Genomic DNA, 21,599 nt, shown 5'->3' with positions numbered 1-21,599 from the left:
GAAATTAGTATTAGGATGTGGGTTGTAGGGTTGCTTGGAGTTTGAGTAAGCGATCGCTCGCTGATTGTAATGTCTCAGGTCTTTTGCTGAAGCAAAATCTGATCAATGAATGTCCTTTTTCTGGTTGGCTGAAAAAGCTGGAACCAGGAACTACGGCAACACCAATCTCTTTAATTAGATGGTAAGTGAATTCTATATCTGTTTTGTAGCCAAATTTGGAAATATCTGCAAGAACGTAATAGGCTCCTTTAGGAACGAAATAGGGAATGCCAACTTGATCTAGAATCTGTAAAATGCACTCTCGCTTCTGGTGATAAAGTTTGCCTAGTTCTTCATAATAGGATGGTGGCAGTTGCATGGCGGCAACTCCGGCTCGTTGCAATGGTGCAGGAGCGCCAACGGTGAGAAAATCATGGACTTTGCGAATCGCTCCCGTCAATTCGGGGTTGGCCAAAATGTAGCCGACTCGCCAGCCAGTGACGCTATAAGTTTTGGATAGACCGTTGATGGTAATTGTGCGTTCTTCCATACCGGGAAGGGTCGCTAGGGCAATATGTTGAGTGCCGTCATAGAGAATATGTTCGTAGATTTCGTCAGTGAACGCTAACACATCCCACTTTTGACAAAGTTCAGCAATTAGGGTGAGTTCTTCACGGGTGAAGACTTTGCCGGTAGGGTTGTGGGGTGTGTTGATAATAATAGCTTTGGTATTGGCATTGAAAGCTTGACGCAACTGTGCTTCATCAAATGTCCAATGGGGGGGATGCAGTGTCACGTACCGGGGTTTAGCACCAGCTAAAATCGCATCGGGGCCGTAGTTTTCGTAATACGGCTCAAATACAATTACTTCCTCACCGGGATCGACTGTCGCTAGCATCACAGCTGCCATTGCTTCTGTGGAACCGCAGGTGACAGTGATTTGGGTTTCGGGATCGATATCTAAGCCGAGATACCAACGAACTTTGTTGGCGATCGCCTGACGAAATGGGCGTAGACGCGCAGCGGCTTGTCGCCAGACATCGCCCCAAGTAATGGCATACTGGTTGACATCTGCCTCTATTGCCTCATAAGCTGCCTGTTTCAACTCCAAGGGACAGGGAAAATCGGGGAACCCCTGCGCCAGATTCACTGCACTGTATTGCAGTGCCACCCGCGTCATCTCTCGAATCACCGACTCTGTAAACTGGTCTGCTTTCGCTGATATTTTTTGGCGCTGCATCTCACTCACTCCTATACCTCCGTTGATCTCGATTGCGCTTCGGCGGGAATTTCTGTCAACCCGATCAAATTCATAATCTCGATAGATTTATCGTAGTATACTCAAATTCCAGATCCAGAGGGAATGCAACCTTATAATCTATATACTTAATTATTGAGATTAATAGTCAATTATTGAAGTACTGATCCAGAATCATCATGAAATCTTTGCACCGTCCCGATCTCTATAGCTGGTCTAATTTCAATCCGGCAAGAAATATTGATTTCAATGGGATTGCCTGGATTCGCCCAGATGGCAACATCTTGATTGACCCAGTAGCCCTATCAAACCATGATTGGAATCATCTGAAATCCCTCGGTGGTGTAGTTTGGATTGTGCTGACGAATTCTGAGCATGTCAGGGCAAGTAAAGAAATTGCCGATCAAACTTATGCTAAGATAGCTGGCCCTCTGGCAGAAAAAGACATTTTCCCCATACATTGCGATCGCTGGCTGTCTGATGGTGAAGAATTTGTACCAGGACTTAAGGTGATTGAACTCCAAGGTTCTAAAACGCCCGGTGAATTGGCTCTGTTACTGGAGGAGACAACTTTGATTACAGGAGATTTAGTCAGGGCACGCAAAGCAGGTAGCTTAACTATATTGCCAGATGACAAGCTGCTGAATCGAGAGGAGGCTGTTGCTTCTGTTCGCAGGTTGGCTCAACTGAGTCGGGTAGAAGCAGTGCTGGTGGGGGATGGTTGGCCCGTCTTCCGCGATGGAAGCGATCGCTTACAAGAACTTGCAGCGACGCTGTAAATGGCTGGGTAGCATAGCTAGCTGTGCTACCCAACAAGAGATTGTGGTTTAAATAGATGAAAAAGGCTGTAAAAAGAATTGTAATGTGAATATTACAGACTGATGCAAGTTAAAACAGCTAATAATAGCGCCTGAATTTGACTCTGTTTAATTAATTATCAGGAGCAAAGCGCGATTCTCCTGTGGAAAGGCTGCGCGATCGCGTGCAGAATATTTACAGTATTGTCTAAAATTATGGATAATTTCCCAGTGGTCGCTCAAGCAGATGCATCCTTACCAAATTCCACTCAGGAAAATATACTTCTAGTGGAGTCAGTAGTTGGCTCGAATTCTCCTATAAAGGAAAAGGTAGGAACTGACTTTGACTCTCGCATGATGCTGCGGTGTTTGGAACTTGCTCGCCGCGCTTTAGGACGGACTTCGCCAAATCCGCTAGTGGGAGCGGTGATTGTCAAGGATGGCGAGATTGTTGGCGAAGGGTTTCATCCTCGTGCAGGTGAGCCTCATGCAGAAGTGTTTGCCTTGAGGGCAGCAGGCGTTGGCGCAGCCTCTCCCCAGGAGAATCGCTCTCGTGGTGCAACAATCTATGTCAGCCTCGAACCTTGCAATCACTACGGACGGACTCCCCCTTGTTCGGAAGGATTGATCCAAGCTGGAGTGGCAAAAGTGGTGGTGGGTATGGTTGACCCCAATCCACTGGTAGCTGGAGGTGGTATTGCCCGTTTACGGGCGGCGGGGATCGAAGTGTTGGTAGGAGTAGAAGAAGAAGCTTGTCATCAGCTAAATGAAGCTTTTGTGCATCGCATTCTCTACAAGCGACCTTTGGGAATTTTAAAATATGCCATGACTTTAGATGGCAAAATTGCTACCACCTCTGGCCATAGTGCCTGGGTGACAAGCCAAGAGGCCCGCAGTGAAGTACATCAACTGCGGGCGGCTTGTGATGCAATAATTGTCGGCGGTAATACAGTCCGACAGGATAATCCTTACTTAACCAGCCATCAGGTGGAGGCACATAATCCCCTGCGGGTGGTGATGAGTCGCCATCTCAACTTACCGGAAAGTGCCCATCTGTGGCAAACTGCGGATGCTCCGACTTTGGTGTTGACACAAGAGGGTGCTAACCCCCATTTCCAAGAACTGTTGCGAAAACTTGGGGTGGAGGTGGTGGAATTAACATCACTTACACCAGATAAAGCTATGGCTTACTTATATGAGCGGGGTTTTTGTAGCGTGTTGTGGGAATGTGGTGGTACTTTAGCTGCTAGTGCGATCGCTCAAGGAGCAGTGCAAAAAGTTCTAGCATTTATCGCCCCGAAAATCATTGGTGGTAGTATTGCTCCCACACCTGTGGGCGATTTAGGTTTTACTACCATGACTGAGGCGTTGTCTCTAGAACGTGTTCGTTGGCGTGTAGTCGGCTCTGACTGCTTAGTGGAAGGTTATTTTCCCCAAAAAACCCCATAGTCAATAGTAATAACACTTGACTATCAATCAATTAATTGTAATTTTGCTATCATGAACACTGGCGTTCATGGGCAATATCACGTATAAGGGCTAGCCGAGATTGAATGTAGTGGCACAGAAAATCAGTTTCGTTAGAATCTAACAACACTTGCGTTTCGGTTTGTTTGACTAACCACTGCACCAAGCTAGCATCATCCAGTTGCAAGAGGAGCTTGGCTTGGGCGGTTTCAACCACTGACCAAAGCTGACGCATAATCGTAGGAGTCATCAGACCTCAATTGAATAATTAGCTTAGTTGTCTTCAGATTACACAATTTTGATCGCACTTTACGATATGAATGTAGAAGCTGAGACAAGTATTATTAAAAACTTAATAATGGTATTTATAACTTTATGAAGATTAAGAATTTAAAACTTAGTTTGAAAAGGGGCATTGGGGATTGGGCATGGGGAAGACAGATTTTCATGGGTTTAGTTGCAAAATCTAGAAAATAAAATGCACTCATTCTAAAAAGTTGGTTTTTGTGCTTGGTAAGACCGAAATTGTGTTGATTTTAGCGCCATAAAACCAGTTTTTTAAGGACTATCTTGAATACTGAATCTGTCTTATGGGATACAAAAATCTCACTTTTTAGTTCAACTTTTCCTAAAAAATTAACACCTTTTGGCTGTCGATGGACTCACAAAATCATGTAAATCTGCATCCCAAATGCTGATGTAAATAAAATCACATTCTTGGCGGATAATCTGACCTTGAACTGAGCCATTCTTAAAACTAAAATTATCAGACTGGCGCTGTTGTACCTGTTTAAGTCCCTGTTTAATTTCTTCAGTGGCTTGCCCACCTAACAATCCATTCAAGGTAGTTTCCATTACCTGCGGGTCTACCGATTGGGCAAAAGATACCTCAGTTTGACGCAGCACTTTAGAATTACGATCAAATAAGTAGCCAAGGTCAATTTTGTCTGGTACTAGTTTGTAAACCACAGCACGGGTTTTGCCCCATGCGCCTCTTAAATCTTGATTTGGTTTGCCGAGGGTAGCTTCTACGATGTTTCTTGTTGTACCTGTAGGGAATGCGGGAACGCTTTCTCTGCTGGTAGTGGCAGCTAATTTACTGCGCGGTTTGTTTTGTGGTGTGGAACGCGCTTCTGGTGTGGGATTGACCACCGGAGGCATCGTCTGATTCTCTGGTTCTGGCTGTGGTGTGGATACTGCTACCGGTGCTGGAGTATCTGAAATTACAGGTTCTTTTTCTGGCTGTGGTCTGGATACAACTGGGGGATCAGAAGCTGGCAAAGGATCGGGAATTACTCGCTGTCGTGGTCGTGATCTCGGTACAACTGGAACTGGAGAAGTTTGGGAAGAAACAGGCGGATTGGGAGATGCAGGAGTGGGCAAAGATTCTGGCGATGGGGTGGGAGTTGTGGCAATGGTTGTTTCTGGTTGTTGCTGACGAGTGATGTTAGAAATTGCGATCGCACCAAGTAAGCCGCCGATCAGCAAACTACCAACAATCACAGCCGGTTTTTGCCAGTTTCCACCAGAATAAGACGGTGCGATCGCAGAATTTTTTTGCGGAGAATATAATGCCTGGGTTTGTCGAGTCGATGCAACAGTGGAATTAGTTTCAGTCGATTGTGGGGGAATATGACTAGTAGATTGCAAGGCGTGTAGCATTTTACTGGCAGTACTGTAGCGATCGCCAGCATGAGGCTTTATAGCTCGATTGAGTACCGCCGCAAATTGGGAAGAGACGTTAGGGGCGTATTGCTGCCAAAGTATTTCCCCAGTTTTCAGATCAGTTATTAGTTCTTGCGCGTATTTGCCAGTCAGCAGATAAATCGCCGTTAAACCTAAGCTGTAGATATCAGTGGCGTAAACTGGGCGGCCAACGGCTTGTTCGCTAGGCATATACCCAGGCGTACCAATGACGAGCGATCGCGTCGGGTATCCTGGAGAATTCACCACTGAACGGATTGTTTCTTTGACTGCACCAAAATCAATCAAAACTGGCTTACCATCAGTAGAACGGAGAATGATGTTCTCAGGCTTGATATCCCGGTGAATAATGCCTTTGCTGTGGACATAATCTAAGACTGAAAGCAGACTCAAGAGAATTTGCCGAACAGCAGTTTCACTCTCAAATCCTTTGGCTTCGACAATTTTTGTCAGGGTTTGGCCGTGAATCCATTCTTGGACGAGGTAAAATTGCCCGTTCTCAGAAAAGTAGGCGTAGAGTTTAGGAATTTGGTGACAACTTTCACCCAAATACTCCAAGGTTGCGGCTTCCCGTTCAAACCGCTGTTGGATAAGTTGGTAGGTTTGCGGGTCATTATTGGTTATCGGTTTGAGTTGCTTAATCACACAGCGACGGCGAGAAGGCATATGGACATCTTCTGCTAGAAAGGTTTCGCCAAACCCACCAGCACCGATTACCTGGATAATTTGATAGCGATTGTTCAGCAGGGTTATTGTCATGAAAAATTACAAGCGTAGATACCGGAGACACTTTGCCTCTGGGCTTGTCGTCAGACATCGCCCTTTCCAAATGTACATCAGAATAAGCAAAGCCAGGGCGAATGGAATTCGCGGCTACACAGCCAAAGTCCGCCTCTGCGGACTAAGAATTTAAACCCACGGAGGTGGGTTTTGCTTGTATAGACGCGGTTTCTAACCGCCGATTTAACTAAGGAAAAGTTGAGGGTTTGAAACCCACGGAGATGTCTTAAGTGAACTCTATAGTCTGAACAAACTCTAAAATACTCTCCTTGATGTCTTCGGCTTCTTCTTCAACGGAATCGGGAGTTTCACCGTTAATAAAGCTGTGCTGACTACTAACTATATACAAAAATTCACCACTGATAAAGGTGAGCAGCCCTCGGTAAGCGTCTAATCTCATCGCAGTTCCATTATTTTCTTGCTTAGAAATCGTCGAACCTTTGGGCATATCGATTAACACATAGTAAGCGCCTCGCAAAGTGTCTTTCAGATATTCGGTATATTCCACAGAAGCATCTGGTACATTGGCAAAAATCGCTTGGGGTACATACTTGTCTACTAAGATTGTTTGTAAATATTCTTCTTGTCCAACAGACTCCAGTTCCTCTAACTGTTCCAGGGGGAAAGGATAATAATCGATTCTCAGCAAAGTCCCGATGTCATCAGAAAAGCCAACTACTCCTTCCTGGCTTTGAATTCTACCGCCCTGCTGCGGATCAACCGGAATTGGCACCGTAAAATTACCTAAAGGGGATTCATAGGTCTGTTCACTAAAATCTTCTATGACTACTGTTTCATCTTCGTCCTCTGCATATTCTTCTTCTGCTTCTTTAAAGGCTGCAATTACCTCCTTAATGATTTCCTCTGCTTCTTCATCCTCCAGTTCCAAAGCTGCTTGTAGCTTTTTGAGGTAGGGTTGTTTCGATTTGGGGATGGCGAGTTCATCGTCTAAAAGCACTATCACCCCAGCTGCAAAACCATCTAGCACTAATTCATCTGAGAGAGATACTTTGGCGACATTAAACAAAGGCCCAATTCCCTCTTCTTCTGCAATGCCTATGAGTCTATCGACTATTTCTGCGATTTCATCTTCTGAGTATTCCTCGAAGACCTCGAATTCCCAGAGGATACCCGCTAAACTTTCTGCATCTACATCTTCAATGGATAAATCAAAGATCGCAGTGACAGTTGCGATCGCCGCCACCGCTTCCTCTGGACTTAGTGATTCCTCTGATGTCTTTGGTGAGTTAAAAACCTTGTCATATTTGGTCATAATTGCTACCTGAATTAATTGCTTGATAGTAATAACAGATTGAAAGTGACAATGGTCAGTTTACCAATGGAGCGAATCTTCTAGAGAAAAAGTTGGCTAATACGTGGTTTACTCAGTATTGCTCAGGTGTAACAAAACCTTGTTGACAAAAATCTCTAAAGAGTTGAGGTATTCTAAAATCTGTTGTCGAATATACACTTAAATCCGATCTAGGCTCAATATTTACCGCAGGTCACTTTGACTAGATATTGTAAATTTTTGTGATCAAGCAATTACCGTTAATAACTGCTATATTCTTTTGTTTTTATCCTCTAGCAGATGAATTATGTCTACCGATCGAATTATAAACTAGCTAGCGATAGATACCTACACCGTGGGCCAGATGTCACAATACCGAAGTTTGTAGTCACACACAATACTCGAAACGTTGTACTGTTGGTTCTACAAATGTGAATTACATGAAATTTTGAGTTTTTTTATGGTACAAACCCCTGCATCCCAGTTTTCACCAGATCAATACAAAGTTGATTCTGCACAAGAAAAAGTAGAAGCTATTATAGAAACACCACCATCAGATACTGAGATTGACCTAGAGTTTCTTTACACCAGAGATATTGAATTTCGTCAGGAAACCATTTACTTTCTTGTGGTCGATCGCTTTCATGATGGCGATCCAGATAATAGCGAAGGTGCAAATTCAGAACTGTACGATCCCAGTAGACAAGAATGGGGTAAGTACTGGGGTGGTGACTTGCAAGGTGTTATCGATAAATTGGATTATCTCAAAAACATGGGAGTGACAGCCCTTTGGCTAACTCCACTGTTTGAGCAGGTAGAAGAATTATTTGTTGGCAATGCAGCGCTACATGGCTATTGGACAAAAGACTTTAAGCGGATTAATCCTCGCTACATTGCTGATGGAGAGAATCCTTCTTTAAACGCCACCCAAGAAGAAAAAAATACGACCTTTGATCGGTTAATTGCGGAACTGCACAAACGGAATATGAAGCTGGTGCTGGATATTGTCTGCAACCATAGCAGCCCTGATACCAGCGGTAGCAAAGGCGAATTGTTTGACGATGGAGTGAAAATTGCTGACTTCAATAATGATGTGAATAATTGGTATCACCATTATGGCGAAGTGCAAAACTGGGAAGACGATTGGCAAGTACAGAACTGTGAACTATCTGGTCTAGCAACCTTCAATGAAAACAATACTGAATATCGGGAGTATATCAAGTCAGCAATTAAACAATGGCTAGACCGGGGTGTGGATGCACTGCGGGTGGATACTGTCAAGCATATGCCTATCTGGTTTTGGCAAGAATTCACTGGCGAGATGAGCAATCACAAACCAGATGTATTTATTTTTGGTGAATGGATTTACAGTAATCCTACTGACGATCGCTCAGTGGAATTTGTTAACCACTCAGGCATGACACTTCTAGACTTTGGGTTGTGCGTGGCAATTCGAGCCGCACTGGCGCAAGGTTCAGAAAATGGATTCCAAACAATTCAATATATTTTTGACCAGGATTATCGCTATAAGGGGGCAACAGAGTTAGTCACTTTCATCGATAACCATGATATGTCCCGGTTTCAATCGCTGAACCCCGATCCAGCGATGCTTAAGATTGCGATCGCCTTAATTATGACATCTCGCGGCATTCCCTGTATATATTACGGCACAGAACAGTATCTGCATAACGATACTGATGGCGGTAACGACCCATATAACCGCCCGATGATGGAAAATTGGGATACCGAGAGTGAGATTTATCGTTGCATCAGGCTGTTGTCTGGTTTACGGCGACTGAATCCCGCAGTGTCAATGGGTAGCCACTGGCAAAAATACTTGACCCCCGACATTTACTGTTATGTGCGCCGCTATCGTGACTCCTTGTGTTTTGTAGCTTTAAACCGGGGAGGAGAAGTTACCTTACCAGAAGTAGAAACAGAATTGCCCGATGGGGAACATACCTGCGTGGTGACTCGCAATAAGTATGAAGTGAAAGACGGCAAGATTTATGACCTAGTACTAGAAGAACGGGGAGTGCTTGTTTTCAGCCACGTTGGCGAACGGATAAAAGCACAGACAATTGTGCGCGTCCAACTCAATGGCGTGGATACCAAACCCGGTGAAATCATTGTGGTGACAGGAGATTGCCCAGAGTTGGGTAACTGGGATATCAGCAAAGCATATCCTTTAGAGTACATCAACTCGAATACCTGGTCTGCTGAGATTCCCTTTGATGAGAGTGCTGGTAAGCTGATTGCTTATAAATATGCCATGTGGCGGGAAGGGCAATCGCCTCTGCGGGAAAATTTGGTAAATCGCCGTTGGGTAATTGCGAGAGAAGGTACCGTAAAATGGCGTGATACCTGGGCATCGGGAAGAGAATCTTAGAAATATAGAATGAGGTAGAGTGAAGGATTAAAATTTTAATTCTTCACTCTATTTAGGAATTTTAAGTAACAAAAAATACACAAATAAGCGGATAAAAACGTAATTACGAATTAGTAATTACGAATTACGAATTGTTAAGTTGGATCTTTTGGTGCGTTACTTGTAAATCGCTGCTGGGTAATTACCAAAGAAGGCACTGTAAAATGGCGTGATACCTGGGCATCGGCAAGAAAATCTTATAAATTTCAGATAAATAATGAAGTGTGAAGGAGCAAAATTTTCATCCTTCGCAATTCATTGTATGTGAATTGATAACGCTTCTCGTACCCTGTTTTAAGCCGCTACATGTCTATGTATGCAATACTCTAATTTCTAAATGCTTCTTGAATATATTTTAGTTTACAGTGATCTGGATCACACCATTTTATGAGTAAAAGTAGATAGTATCAAGCACATAAACACGTAACAACTGTCAAAAGCAGGAGCGAAAAGGCTTTACCTTTTACAGGTTTACAGAATAAAAGGATGCATAATACCTTTATGAGCAGTAAACTCACCAGTTTTTAATTCTTACCAAGTCATCTAAACAAATGAGAAAAAGGTAAATGGTAATGCTCGACCTCTTACAAAAAAATCAATTAACTGCTACAAAAACACTAAAAGTTAAAAATGAAATTTTGGCACGAGTTCAAGGTCGAAAGCCAGAGACTTTAAATGCCGAAATAAATTTTTATAAAACTGAATTACTTCCCTATTTTCTAAAGTTGAGCGAATACAATCCTGTTTTCAGTGTTACAGAGCAATTACGGCTTTTAGTGGGTGTTTGGACACCAATCTGGTCTACCATATCGTTTCATGAAAGTTTACCAAAAAGAATACAAGAGCAGTCCTTCCAAATTTTCCAGCATGATGGTTACTGTGCCAGTATAGCTCGCTATATAATGGGAAAAGAGTCGTCTTTATCCCATAATTTTCAATCAAATTTACCAGCTTATGATTTCATGCTGATTCAAAAATATGGGGTTCAAAATGGTAAATGGTCTCTTCAAAACATTGATAGATTTCAGGCTTTTACAAATAGAGAAATTCCTCTAACTTTAGAATCAGTCTACAACTGGTTTACTAATGTAGTTAACACTAAAGTCAAACCGAATGCGTCAAAACTGGCTTTGCCTGAAGCTATCAAATTAGAAAATATAGAGATAAATGATGCTAATGAATTTAAAAAAACATATTTAGCAAGTTCTCAAGTGTTTGAGCATTTATATATAGATAATGACTGGCGGCTTGTGAAAACTCAAACAGATGCCTCACATCTACCTAGTTACACAATTGCTGTGAAGAGGCAATAAGGATGGTAATTTCTGTAAGATGTCTAGTAAAGCACTGCATTGGACGAAAATAGACGAAATGTTGCTGAAAACAGTGGGATAACTGTTGATGAGTAAAGCGACGCTCTACAATCAAGACTTTCTGGTGTGGACACAACAACAAGCTGAGTGCCTGAAGACAGGACGCTGGGCTGAGTTAGACGTTGAACATCTGGTAGAGGAACTAGAGGCTTTGGGTCGAAGTGAACAAAAGGAACTTGGAAGTTATTTGCAAGTGCTTTTAATGCACTTACTCAAATGCCAATATCAACCAGAGCGAAAAATCAAAAGTTGGGTTAACACAATCTCTAACAGCCGAAACCAAATTCAAGATTGCTTGGAAGATACTCCTAGTTTGCGGTGCTTTCTTGAGGACTGGGAGTGGATAGAGAAATATTATCGCCGTGCCCGTAGAGATGCAGCAAATGAGACTCAAATGCCAATAGAAACTTTTCCCCTTGAGTATCCTTTCACTATGGAACAAGTTCTTAATGCTGACTTCCTCTAAGTTAGACTGCTGATCCTAAGCAAGATGGATGAGTGGTATAAAAAATACCTCGCATCCACGCAAACTAGCATCATAAATACCTGAATCAAATCCTATATCTAATTTTTTTGCTCTGGTGATCCCAAAGAAATTATTAAGTACTTACAAGGTGTCAATCAAGTGACTAGTTGATATAATTGTATATTAAAATACAAATTTACAGAGGTATTTTCTCTTGAAAATGGATCTATTTTGTTACTTATTTGGTTGGGCAATACGCGCTTCAATATCTTCCAATGTTTGTAACAATAGAGTCCTTGCCTGCAATTGCCAACCCCATTTCTGAATTCTGTAAGCTAATACAGTGCCAACTACAGACGCTAACAAGCCTATGGGTTGATTTAAAGAAATTCCGAATAACAAACCCAATCCAGCAATTCCCCAAAATGGTAAAGCTACTGCTTGCCTTTGTTCTTCCACAACTTGGGTAATTATATTAGATTTCATAGTAGCCAGTAATGCCTCTTTGACTTGCTGCTGTTCTGTTGCCGATACTGTTAAACCTATTTTACGGCGCAGTTTTTCAATTTTACGGGCATCAGTGCTGTATTCAGTTAGCTGATCTTCTGCCATTTTCAGCAGTCGTTCTAGTTGCACCATTGTGGATTGCTTCAGGTATTCATATATACCCATTATCTCGAATAATTGTTATTTATAGACTATAGCTAGGAATTTAATTGCACAATCTAAAATCACCTGACTGGCTGCAAAATATAAAATTGAATATGGGAAAAATATACTAGCGGTTACGCACTTACAAATTGAGTATAAACTTAAAAGGTAATATTTATGGCTACAGTATCTAAAAGCACTTTATCTCCATCTGCCCAAGAGCGATCGCTCATCTTGTGGTTTGATGAAGTTGGCATTGCTGATATCGCCGTAGTTGGTGGTAAAAATGCCTCACTGGGGGAAATGATTCAACAGCTAACGCCCAAAGGGATTAACGTTCCCACAGGATTTGCCACCACTGCTTACGCTTATCGTCATTTCATTCAATCAGCGGGGTTAGAAGCAAAGTTACGCAAACTCTTTGCTGACTTGGATGTTGAGGATGTCAAAAATTTACGAGAACGGGGAAAAAAAGCGCGATCGCTATTAATCCACACCCCATTTCCTTTAGAATTGCGGGAGGCGATCGCTACAGCCTACCAGAGTCTCTGCGAGCAATACAACGCAGAGACAGATGTTGCAGTCCGTTCCAGCGCGACTGCTGAGGATCTGCCCGATGCTAGTTTTGCCGGACAGCAGGAAACTTACCTCAACGTTGTCGGTGCTGAAGGAGTTTTAGCAGCTTGTCACAAGTGCTTTGCTTCCATATTTACCGATCGCGCCATTTCTTATCGCCATACCAAGGGATTTGACCACTTTAGCATTGCTCTAGCTGTGGGCGTACAAAAAATGGTGCGCTCTGACTTAGCAACCTCTGGGGTGATGTTCTCCATTGATACAGAAACCGGATTTAAGGATGCGGCACTGATTACAGCCGCCTACGGTTTAGGTGAAAATGTTGTTCAAGGGTCTGTAAATCCCGATGAATACTATGTTTTTAAACCAACTTTAAAAGCTGGTTTCCGCCCAATTATCGATAAAAAATTGGGCAGCAAAGAACTGAAAATGATTTATGATGATGGCTCCAAATTTACGAAAAATGTGGCTGTTCCGGCCAGCGAAAGAGGCAAATTCGCCCTGAGTGATGAAGAGATTCTACAACTAGCAAATTGGGCGTGTTTAATTGAAGACCATTATTCCCAAGTCCACGGCATTTCGACTCCAATGGATATCGAGTGGGCAAAAGATGGAATTACTAACCAACTTTTTATTGTGCAAGCGCGTCCCGAAACTGTGCAATCGCAGAAGACGGGAAATATATTGCGGAGTTATCGGTTGTTATTGGAGACTGGGAACTGGGGACTAGGGACTGGGGAAAAATCTTCCCAATCTCCAACACCTCTAATTACGGGACGGGCGATTGGAGAAGCAATTAGTCAAGGGAAAGCACGCCTAATTTTAGATATTCAAAAACTTGGACAGTTCAAAGCCGGGGAAGTTTTGGTGACAGAGAGAACTGATCCCGATTGGGAACCAATTATGAAACGCGCTAGTGCAATTGTCACCAACTCTGGTGGTAGGACATGCTTTGATGGAAAAACAAAGGTCTTAACCAATAAAGGCTTTATGACCTTGCGTCAGATTTATGAGCAAGGTTATGAAGGTTTGCTAACTCTATCATTAAATACCCAGACAAACAAAATAGAGTGGCAACCAATTCTTGATTCCATGAAAAGACAATCAAGAATGATTAGTGTCAGCGTCTCTCAAACAGCTAGAGTTACTGACAACTGCTTACATCTGACTCCAGATCACAAAATGATTAACATCAGAGGTGGTGAATATCTAAAAACTGAAATTCAAGATATGCTTGCAGCCCAAGAAATGGTGATAGTAGCAAAAAATATCCCCCAGTTGGATGCGCCTCAAAAAGAAAACATCAAGATGGCTTACTTCTTAGGGGGTATTCTCACAGATGGATCAATTTACAAACGCCGTACTCATGGAGAGGTACAGTTTATCCAAAAGGATACTTTGCCAAAGCAGCAATTTATAGCTGCTATGCACGAATGCGTGAATACACTTTACAATAAATCATTTGTCGCATATCCAAAAAATCCGTCTTCTGGGTATATAAGAGGTCAATTAGTAGTAGGTCAAGCAACAGCTTACAGACTCTACTCTAAACAAATAGCCTACGATTTGCACGACAAAGAGCAAAATATTGTTAGTATATTGCTCAACAACTCTGTGGAATTTGCTTATAATTTTCTGGCAGGTGTGATTGATGGAGATGGTTGTTACTTTAATAATCGCATTCATATATATGTGTCAGAAGAACTTTTATTACAAGCTGTAATTGTCGCTTGTTTAAAAATAGGTACTGTTCCTCAAGTGACAAAAAATAGAGGAATACACAATGTCCAGTTGATTGAAAAATTAGTAGAGATATTGCAATTTACCAACAGAGTTAAAGGGAAAGTTAGGGATAGAGTAATACAAACACGCTTTTTTGCTACCAAACAACTATTTGATGAAAATGCCACAGGACAGATAAAACTCAGAAGAGATAATAATTTCCTGATTTCTGACAAACAACTAGATGAAATTGGCAAATTTAATCACCTACTTGCAGGTGATATTCGGATGCATCGGGTGGTTGCAGTTGATGAAGAGACTCATGATGATGTGTTCAATGTTACAGTTGCCGAACATCATAACTATGTTGTATTTACCAGCAAATATACACCAGTGATTGTCTGTAATTGTCATGCAGCAATTATTGCGCGAGAATTGGGTGTACCTGCGATCGTGGGATGTGGCAATGCTACGGAAATTTTGAAACCTGGTCAAGAGGTAACAATTTCTTGCGCTGAAGGGGAAGAGGGAAAAGTTTATGCAGGTTTATTACCTTTTGAAGTTCAAGAAGTTCCTTTAGAGAACTTACCCCGCACCCGCACTCAAATTTTAATGAATGTGGGTAATCCTCAAGAAGCATTGAGTTTATCGGCAATTCCCAATGATGGCGTAGGTTTAGCGCGGACAGAATTTATCATCGCTACCCAAATCCAAATTCATCCAATGGCGTTGATTCACTATCACTTGTTAAAAGATGAATTTGTCAAAGCTAAAATTGCTGACATTACTGCACTTTACGATGATAAACCCCAATATTTTGTAGATAAATTAGCTCAAGGCATAGGTAGAATTGCGGCGGCATTTTATCCTAAACCAGTAATTGTAAGAATGTCAGATTTCAAAAGTAATGAATATGCTAATTTGTTAGGTGGGCGACAGTTTGAACCCCATGAAGAAAACCCAATGCTGGGTTGGCGAGGAGCGGCGCGTTACTATGATGAAGGCTACAGAGAAGCTTTTGCCTTAGAGTGTCATGCCCTCAAACGAGTACGGGAAGAAATGGGTTTGACGAATGTGATCCCGATGATTCCTTTTTGTCGCACTCCCGATGAAGGGCGGTTGGTTTTGGCAGAGATGGCAAAAAATGGTTTAAAGCAAGGTGTTAACGACTTGCAGGTTTATGTGATGTGTGAGTTGCCCAGTAATGTTATTCTGGCTGAGGAATTTGCTGAGGTATTTGATGGTTTCTCGATTGGTTCTAATGATCTAACTCAGCTGACACTAGGGATAGATCGGGATTCGGCTTTGGTGGCGCGGTTATTTGATGAGCGCAGTCCAGCTGTCAAGCGAATGGTGAAAATGGCCATAGAAGCGGCGAAAAAATGCGATCGCAAAATCGGCATTTGTGGACAAGCACCCAGCGATTACCCAGAATTTGCCCAGTTTTTAGTTGAACAAGGAATTGACTCTATTAGTCTGAATCCAGATTCGGTTTTAAAGACGATGCTGGAAGTGGCAAAAGTCGAGAGTGCTGAATCTTAATTGTAAAGGGTTTTAGTGTGTTAAATATTCGAGTAATGTATGCCAGCTAAAGACCGCTATCACGATAACGTCAAAAATGCCCTAATCAAAGATGGCTGGACGATTACCGACGATCCCTTTCATCTAAAGTGGGGAAAAAGGGATATGTATGTTGACTTGGGTGCAGAGAAATTGATTGCTGCTGAAAAGGAAGGACAGCAGATAGCCGTTGAGATTAAAACGTTTCGCAGCGTATCGGACATGACCGCTCTCGAACACGCATTGGGACAGTACCTTGCATACCGCTCTGTGATGATTAGAACTAATCCCGATCGCGTCCTTTATCTCGCCGTTCAGGATGAAGTATACGCCGATATCTTTGATGAGCCAATTGCTAAACTTTTAGTAGAAGATTACAAAGTTAATATTGTTCTATTTCAGCTAGAGCAAGAGGTTATTTTTAGATGGATACCTTGGAGCAATACAGGCAGTTGATTCGGAATATTCTGATTGAACATACAAAAATCCCCTTCAGCGCTGGTAATATTCAATTTGAAACAGTTTTTGATGGCGAACAAGACCGCTATCTTTTGATGATTTTGGGAAGAGAACCAGCCTATGATTTGTCTCCTACTGTGACTCGTCGCGTTCACGGCTGTATGATTCACATTGATATTATTGATGGCAAAATTTGGATTCAACGTGATGGTACTGAAGAGGGGATTGCAATGGAACTAGTTAGGGCAGGTGTGGCGAAGGATCGGATTGTATTGGGATTTCGGTCTGAGGAACTGAGAGAAAATTCAGAATTTGCTGTTGCATAGTGGGGAGTGGGGAGTGGGGAGTGGGGAGATGAGGGGGATGAGGGGAAATATAGCGTTTCCTAATAAGGTACATCATAGCCCCCTCCTCGCTTGCGGGGAGGGGGTTGGGGGTGGGGTTCTTGTACCTCACAAGGGACGAGAACCAATGCCCAATGCCCAATGCCCAATGCCAAATGCCCATTGACAAATCACAAATGACAAATAACTAATGAATAAAAAGTGGTTTCAAATTGGGATGGTGTGTGTATTTCTTCTCTCACTTGCCTTACGGTTTTGGGGACTGGAGCGATTCAACACTCTGGTATTTGATGAAGTTTACTTTGCTAAATTCGGTAATAATTATCTCACGCATACGCCATTTTTTAATGCCCATCCACCCCTGAGTCAATATATTATTGGTATCGGCATTTGGATTGGTAGTCACATTCCTTTTTGGCACGATACGGTAAATGGGCTGACAGGTTCATTGCGATCGCCTTGGACTTATCGGTGGTTAAATGCCCTCACAGGCTCATTTATCCCCTTAGTTGTGGCTGCGATCGCTTATCAATTGAGTTATCGCCGTAGCTTTGCCATCCTTGCAGGTTTGTTCACAGCTTGTGATGGCATCTTTCTAGTTGAATCTCGCTATGCTTTAAGTAATATTTATATCGTCATCTTTGGTTTATTAGGGCACTGGTTTTTATTATTAGCATTAGATAACCAAAATCGGCGACGTTCTTTTTGGTTAGTTTTTGCTGGCATTACTTTTGGTGCGTCAGTCGGTACTAAGTGGAATGGTTTATGGTTTCTGTCAGGTGCTTATCTCATTTGGATAGCAGCTTGGGTAATTTATTTAATCCATTTTTTTCCTAACCCCAAACTCTTTTTTACATCCCCCTCATTGAAGGAGACAGAAGTCAGTACTTATTCTTCCTCATCTCAGACACCACTACAAAAATTGACTCAGCTAAACATTTTTCAGATGCTGTTTTATCTAGGAATTATCCCAGCTTTTATCTACAGCATCATCTGGATTCCCCACCTTCAACTAGATAAAAGGTACGGATTTATCGCAGTACATCAGGAAATTTTGAAGTTTCACTTACATTTAGGTGGCAATAGTCCTAATGTGCATCCTTACTGTGCTGCTTGGTACAAATGGCCTTTGATGACTCGGCCAATGGCATATTATTATCAAACGGCTGAAAGTATCACCGAACCGTTACCTGTGATGGGGCCACCTTTGCCTGCTGGTGCTGGGCAAGTTGTTTATGATGTCCATGCAATGGGCAATCCATTTTTGTGGTGGTTTGGTATTGCTGCCATGTTGTTTTTAGTTGGGATGCTGGTGTCACAATTAGTAATTTCTTGTGTGAAGGAAAAGCGTTTTTCTGTACCTGCAACTCTAAGTGTTGATACTTGGATTGCCTTGTATTTAGTGATCAATTATGTTGCTAACTTATTACCTTGGGTGGAGGTGACGAGGTGCGCTTTTATTTACCATTATATGTGTGCAGTGGTGTTTGTATTTTTAGCGATCGCTTGGTTTGTTGATCAGTGTCTTCGCAGTTATTATCAACCACTCCGGGCGGTAGGTGTCACTATTACTTTTATCATTCTGGTTGCTTTTATTTTCTGGATGCCCATTTATTTGGGTTTACCCCTCTCCCCTGACGGTTATAAACTGCGAATGTGGTTCAACTCTTGGATTTGATTGAATAAAGGGGTATTGGGCATTGGGCATGGGAAGAATAATAACTCCTAACTCATGTACAGACGCGATTAATCGCGTCTGTCCTAACTAATTTCTCAACTTAACATAGCTACACATATACAGATTTGTTTAATCATATAGGTTTCACATTTCTTATCACTATGTAGCTTTATTTACTGTTAAACTGTTCAAAGCGCAAGCAGATGATATTAAGGCTGCAAAACGCAACACCAGGGCATGGTGAATTAAATACTAAGTAAAAATAATGAATGAGAAATTATAAAATTTTTTTACATTTATCATTCTCCATTATTATTAAGTACCTAGTTTTGATGCTCCCGAACAATAGAGGAGGATCGTCATGAAAATGAACTTAGAATTGCCAGATATTAATTTAATTGGCTTACAAGAAGCACCGATTCATCTTTCTAGTCAAATTCAGCCTCATGGTGTTCTGTTAGTCTTGGAAGAGCCTGAGCTAAAAATATTACAAGTTAGCGCTAATACATTAAATATTTTCGGAATGACTCCCGAAAATATATTGCAAAAAAAACTAGAAGATTTACTCGAACCATTCCAAATAGAGAAAATTAAAACAGGGCTATCTGCCACAAATCTTGATTTCATCAATTCCACCAAAGTTTGGGTGCGGAAAAAAGGTGACGACTACATAGTATTTGATGCAGTATTTCACCGCAATGAAGAGGGATTTTTAATTATGGAATTAGAACCTGCTATTACTCAAGAAAATATTCCATTTTTAAACTTTTATCATCTAGCTAGAGCCTCCATAAATCAACTAGAAAAAGTATCAAATTTCCGTGATTTTTGTCAAGTTATCGTTGAAGAAGTTCAGAAACTAACGGAATTTGACCGGGTAATGCTATATAAATTCGATGATGATGGACATGGTTCCGTTGTCGCTGAAGAAAAATTAGAAAGCCTAGAACCATACTTAGGACTGCATTACCCAGAATCGGATATTCCCAAACCAGCAAGAAAATTATTTATTGCCAATTCGATCAGAATCATACCCGATTCTTCTTCTGAGCCAGTAAAAGTTTTTCCTGTCAATAATCGAATTAGCGATCGCCCGATTAATTTAACCAACTCTATTCTCAGAAGTGCTGCTCCCTGTCATCTGGAGTACTTGCATAATATGGGTGTTGCTGCAACCCTGACTATCTCTTTAATTAAAGACCAAAAACTCTGGGGGCTAATTGCTTGTCATCATCAGTCCCCTAAATATATTTCCTACGAATTGCGTAAAGCTTGCGAATTTCTGGGGCGATTAATATTTACCGAAATCTCAGCTAGAGAAGAGACAGAAGACTACGATCACCGGATAAATATGACATATATTCAATCAGCCTTGATTGAATATATGTCTCAAGACGAAAACTTTATTGATGGTTTAGTTAAAAACTCACAAAATCTTCTAGATTTGACCAGCGCTCAAGGCGCAGCCGTGTGTTTTGGGGGAAATTGTACGGTAGTTGGTGAAACGCCTAAAAAAGAAGACCTGAATTTTTTAGTCCAATGGCTCAAGAATAACGTTGAGGAAGAAGTCTTCTATACAGATTCTTTGCCGCAGATTTATCCAGATGCCGAAAGTTTTAAAAACGTCGCTAGCGGTTTATTAGCTATTCCCATCGCCAAACGAAATTATGTTTTATGGTTTCGACCGGAAGTAATTCAAACTGTAAATTGGGGTGGCGATCCTAATAAGGCTTTTGAAGTTAGCCAGTCAGAAGGAAATGTCTGTTTATGTCCACGCAAATCATTTGAACTGTGGAAAGAAACCGTCCGCTTAACATCTTTACCTTGGAAAGATGTAGAAGTTAAAGCAGCATTGGAACTGCGGAAAGCAATTGTCAATATAGTGCTGCGTCAAGCCGATGAACTTGCCCAGTTAGCGGAGGATTTAGAACGTTCTAACGCAGACCTGAAAAAGTTTGCCTACATCGCCTCCCATGACTTGCAAGAACCTCTTAATCAAGTTGTGAATTACGTGCAGCTGTTGGAGATGCGCTATGGCGAAAAACTTGACGAAGAAGCCCACGAGTTTATCAGCTATGCTGTAGAGGGAGTTACCCTCATGCAGACTTTGATTGATGACGTGCTGGCATACTCAAAAGTGGATATGCAGGCGATCGCATTTCAATTGACCGAGGTAGAGACAGCCTTAAATCGGGCGCTGGGCAATTTGCGCCAACGCATTAATGAAACTGGGGCTACTATTACCCACGATCCCTTACCAACGGTGATGGCTGACAGCACCCAACTGATGCAGCTATTCCAAAACCTCATTGGTAACGCCATTAAGTTCCACAGTCACCAACCGCCACAAATCCATCTGGGAGCAGAAAGGATAGAAGATGCATGGCTGTTCTCAGTCCGGGATAACGGAATTGGCATTGACCCACAATTTAGCGATCGCATTTTCGTCATCTTTCAGCGCCTACATACACGGGATGAATATATCGGTACAGGTATGGGTTTAGCTATATGTAAGAAGATTGTCGAATGCCACCGGGGGCGGATCTGGATAGAGTCAAAGCTGGGTGAAGGCGCAACCTTCTACTTTACAATTCCAGTTGGAGGACGTGACCTTGAGCGGAGAAAGGGGAGAAAAACACAAAATGATCTTTTTGGTCGAGGACAATAAAGCCGACATTCGCTTAATCCAAGAAGCGTTGAAAAATAGTTCAGTGCCACACGAGGTGGTAACGGTCAAAGATGGCATAGATGCTATGGCTTATTTACGTCAAGAAGGCGAATATGCTAATGCACCGCGCCCTGACCTTATCCTCCTAGATTTGAATTTGCCCAAGAAAGATGGTAGAGAAGTGCTAGGGGAAATTAAAACTGACCCAGTGCTAAAACGTATTCCAGTCGTTGTGTTAACAACCTCAAAAAATGAGGATGACATTATTGAGAGCTACAATTTGCATGTGAATTGCTATATTACTAAATCCCGCAACCTTAACCAGCTATTCCAAATCGTCAAGAGTATTGAAGATTTTTGGCTCTCGACTGTGACGCTGCCATTAGAGTAAACCCCCA

General features: G+C 42.0%; 16 protein-coding genes. 11 read left to right on the top strand and 5 right to left on the bottom strand.

Annotated features, from left to right (window positions below):
* Positions 1 to 10: 10 nt before the first annotated feature.
* On the bottom strand, positions 11 to 1,219 hold the full coding sequence (locus V7K30_RS12680) for a pyridoxal phosphate-dependent aminotransferase (RefSeq protein WP_334999575.1): 1,209 nt from the start codon (positions 1,217 to 1,219) through the stop codon (positions 11 to 13).
* Between the two features lie 197 nt (positions 1,220 to 1,416).
* Here V7K30_RS12680 and V7K30_RS12675 point away from each other — a divergent pair, with 197 nt between their 5' ends.
* Both V7K30_RS12675 and ribD read left to right on the top strand, forming a co-directional pair.
* A complete protein-coding gene (locus V7K30_RS12675) occupies positions 1,417 to 2,016 on the top strand; it encodes an MBL fold metallo-hydrolase (RefSeq protein ID WP_334999573.1) in 600 nt (199 codons plus the stop codon).
* A gap of 234 nt (positions 2,017 to 2,250) precedes the next feature.
* Positions 2,251 to 3,483 (top strand): bifunctional diaminohydroxyphosphoribosylaminopyrimidine deaminase/5-amino-6-(5-phosphoribosylamino)uracil reductase RibD, encoded by a 1,233-nt coding sequence (gene ribD, locus V7K30_RS12670; RefSeq protein WP_334999571.1) that lies wholly within the window; start codon positions 2,251 to 2,253, stop codon positions 3,481 to 3,483.
* Positions 3,484 to 3,532: 49 nt separating this feature from the next.
* Here the strand turns inward: ribD and V7K30_RS12665 are convergent, their stop codons facing one another.
* From V7K30_RS12665 to V7K30_RS12655, 3 genes are all read right to left on the bottom strand, one after another.
* Positions 3,533 to 3,751: a hypothetical protein gene (locus V7K30_RS12665; protein ID WP_163937100.1), complete on the bottom strand. Its 219-nt coding sequence runs from the start codon at positions 3,749 to 3,751 to the stop codon at positions 3,533 to 3,535.
* A gap of 386 nt (positions 3,752 to 4,137) precedes the next feature.
* Positions 4,138 to 5,964 carry a protein kinase domain-containing protein gene (locus V7K30_RS12660; protein WP_334999569.1) on the bottom strand — a complete coding sequence of 609 codons (1,827 nt, stop codon included), beginning with the start codon at positions 5,962 to 5,964 and terminating at the stop codon, positions 4,138 to 4,140.
* Positions 5,965 to 6,211: 247 nt separating this feature from the next.
* Positions 6,212 to 7,258 carry a hypothetical protein gene (locus V7K30_RS12655; protein ID WP_334999567.1) on the bottom strand — a complete coding sequence of 349 codons (1,047 nt, stop codon included), beginning with the start codon at positions 7,256 to 7,258 and terminating at the stop codon, positions 6,212 to 6,214.
* 478 nt (positions 7,259 to 7,736) lie between these two features.
* Here V7K30_RS12655 and V7K30_RS12650 point away from each other — a divergent pair, with 478 nt between their 5' ends.
* From V7K30_RS12650 to V7K30_RS12640, 3 genes are all read left to right on the top strand, one after another.
* The gene (locus tag V7K30_RS12650; RefSeq protein ID WP_334999565.1) at positions 7,737 to 9,665 is read left to right on the top strand and encodes an alpha-amylase family glycosyl hydrolase; all 1,929 of its coding nucleotides are present in this window, start codon (positions 7,737 to 7,739) and stop codon (positions 9,663 to 9,665) included.
* A gap of 611 nt (positions 9,666 to 10,276) precedes the next feature.
* The gene (locus V7K30_RS12645) at positions 10,277 to 11,017 is read left to right on the top strand and encodes a hypothetical protein (RefSeq protein ID WP_334999563.1); all 741 of its coding nucleotides are present in this window, start codon (positions 10,277 to 10,279) and stop codon (positions 11,015 to 11,017) included.
* An 88-nt stretch (positions 11,018 to 11,105) separates the two neighbouring features.
* A complete protein-coding gene (locus tag V7K30_RS12640; protein WP_334999561.1) occupies positions 11,106 to 11,543 on the top strand; it encodes a DUF29 domain-containing protein in 438 nt (145 codons plus the stop codon).
* A gap of 234 nt (positions 11,544 to 11,777) precedes the next feature.
* Here V7K30_RS12640 and V7K30_RS12635 read toward each other — a convergent pair whose 3' ends face one another.
* Positions 11,778 to 12,182, bottom strand: coding sequence for a hypothetical protein (locus V7K30_RS12635; protein ID WP_334999760.1), 405 nt, complete (start codon positions 12,180 to 12,182; stop codon positions 11,778 to 11,780).
* A gap of 189 nt (positions 12,183 to 12,371) precedes the next feature.
* Between V7K30_RS12635 and ppsA the strand changes: the two genes are divergently transcribed.
* From ppsA to V7K30_RS12605, 6 genes are all read left to right on the top strand, one after another.
* Positions 12,372 to 16,034 carry a phosphoenolpyruvate synthase gene (ppsA, locus tag V7K30_RS12630; protein WP_334999559.1) on the top strand — a complete coding sequence of 1,221 codons (3,663 nt, stop codon included), beginning with the start codon at positions 12,372 to 12,374 and terminating at the stop codon, positions 16,032 to 16,034.
* Between the two features lie 39 nt (positions 16,035 to 16,073).
* Positions 16,074 to 16,508 (top strand): element excision factor XisH family protein, encoded by a 435-nt coding sequence (locus V7K30_RS12625; protein WP_334999557.1) that lies wholly within the window; start codon positions 16,074 to 16,076, stop codon positions 16,506 to 16,508.
* Complete coding sequence (locus tag V7K30_RS12620; RefSeq protein ID WP_334999555.1) at positions 16,478 to 16,837, top strand: XisI protein; 360 nt, start codon at positions 16,478 to 16,480, stop codon at positions 16,835 to 16,837. Before V7K30_RS12625 ends, V7K30_RS12620 begins: the two co-directional genes overlap by 31 nt.
* 208 nt (positions 16,838 to 17,045) lie before the next feature.
* Positions 17,046 to 18,533 carry a dolichyl-phosphate-mannose--protein mannosyltransferase gene (locus V7K30_RS12615; protein WP_334999553.1) on the top strand — a complete coding sequence of 496 codons (1,488 nt, stop codon included), beginning with the start codon at positions 17,046 to 17,048 and terminating at the stop codon, positions 18,531 to 18,533.
* A 361-nt stretch (positions 18,534 to 18,894) separates the two neighbouring features.
* Positions 18,895 to 21,201, top strand: coding sequence for an ATP-binding protein (locus V7K30_RS12610; RefSeq protein ID WP_334999551.1), 2,307 nt, complete (start codon positions 18,895 to 18,897; stop codon positions 21,199 to 21,201).
* Positions 21,176 to 21,592, top strand: a complete 417-nt coding sequence (locus V7K30_RS12605) for a response regulator (RefSeq protein WP_334999549.1) — start codon at positions 21,176 to 21,178, stop codon at positions 21,590 to 21,592. Before V7K30_RS12610 ends, V7K30_RS12605 begins: the two co-directional genes overlap by 26 nt.
* Positions 21,593 to 21,599 lie beyond the last annotated feature (7 nt).

The organism is Nostoc sp. (genome assembly GCF_036917655.1).
In the GTDB taxonomy this organism is placed as follows: Bacteria; Cyanobacteriota; Cyanobacteriia; order Cyanobacteriales; family Nostocaceae; genus Nostoc.
This window is presented reverse-complemented; position numbering and strand designations above follow the sequence as displayed.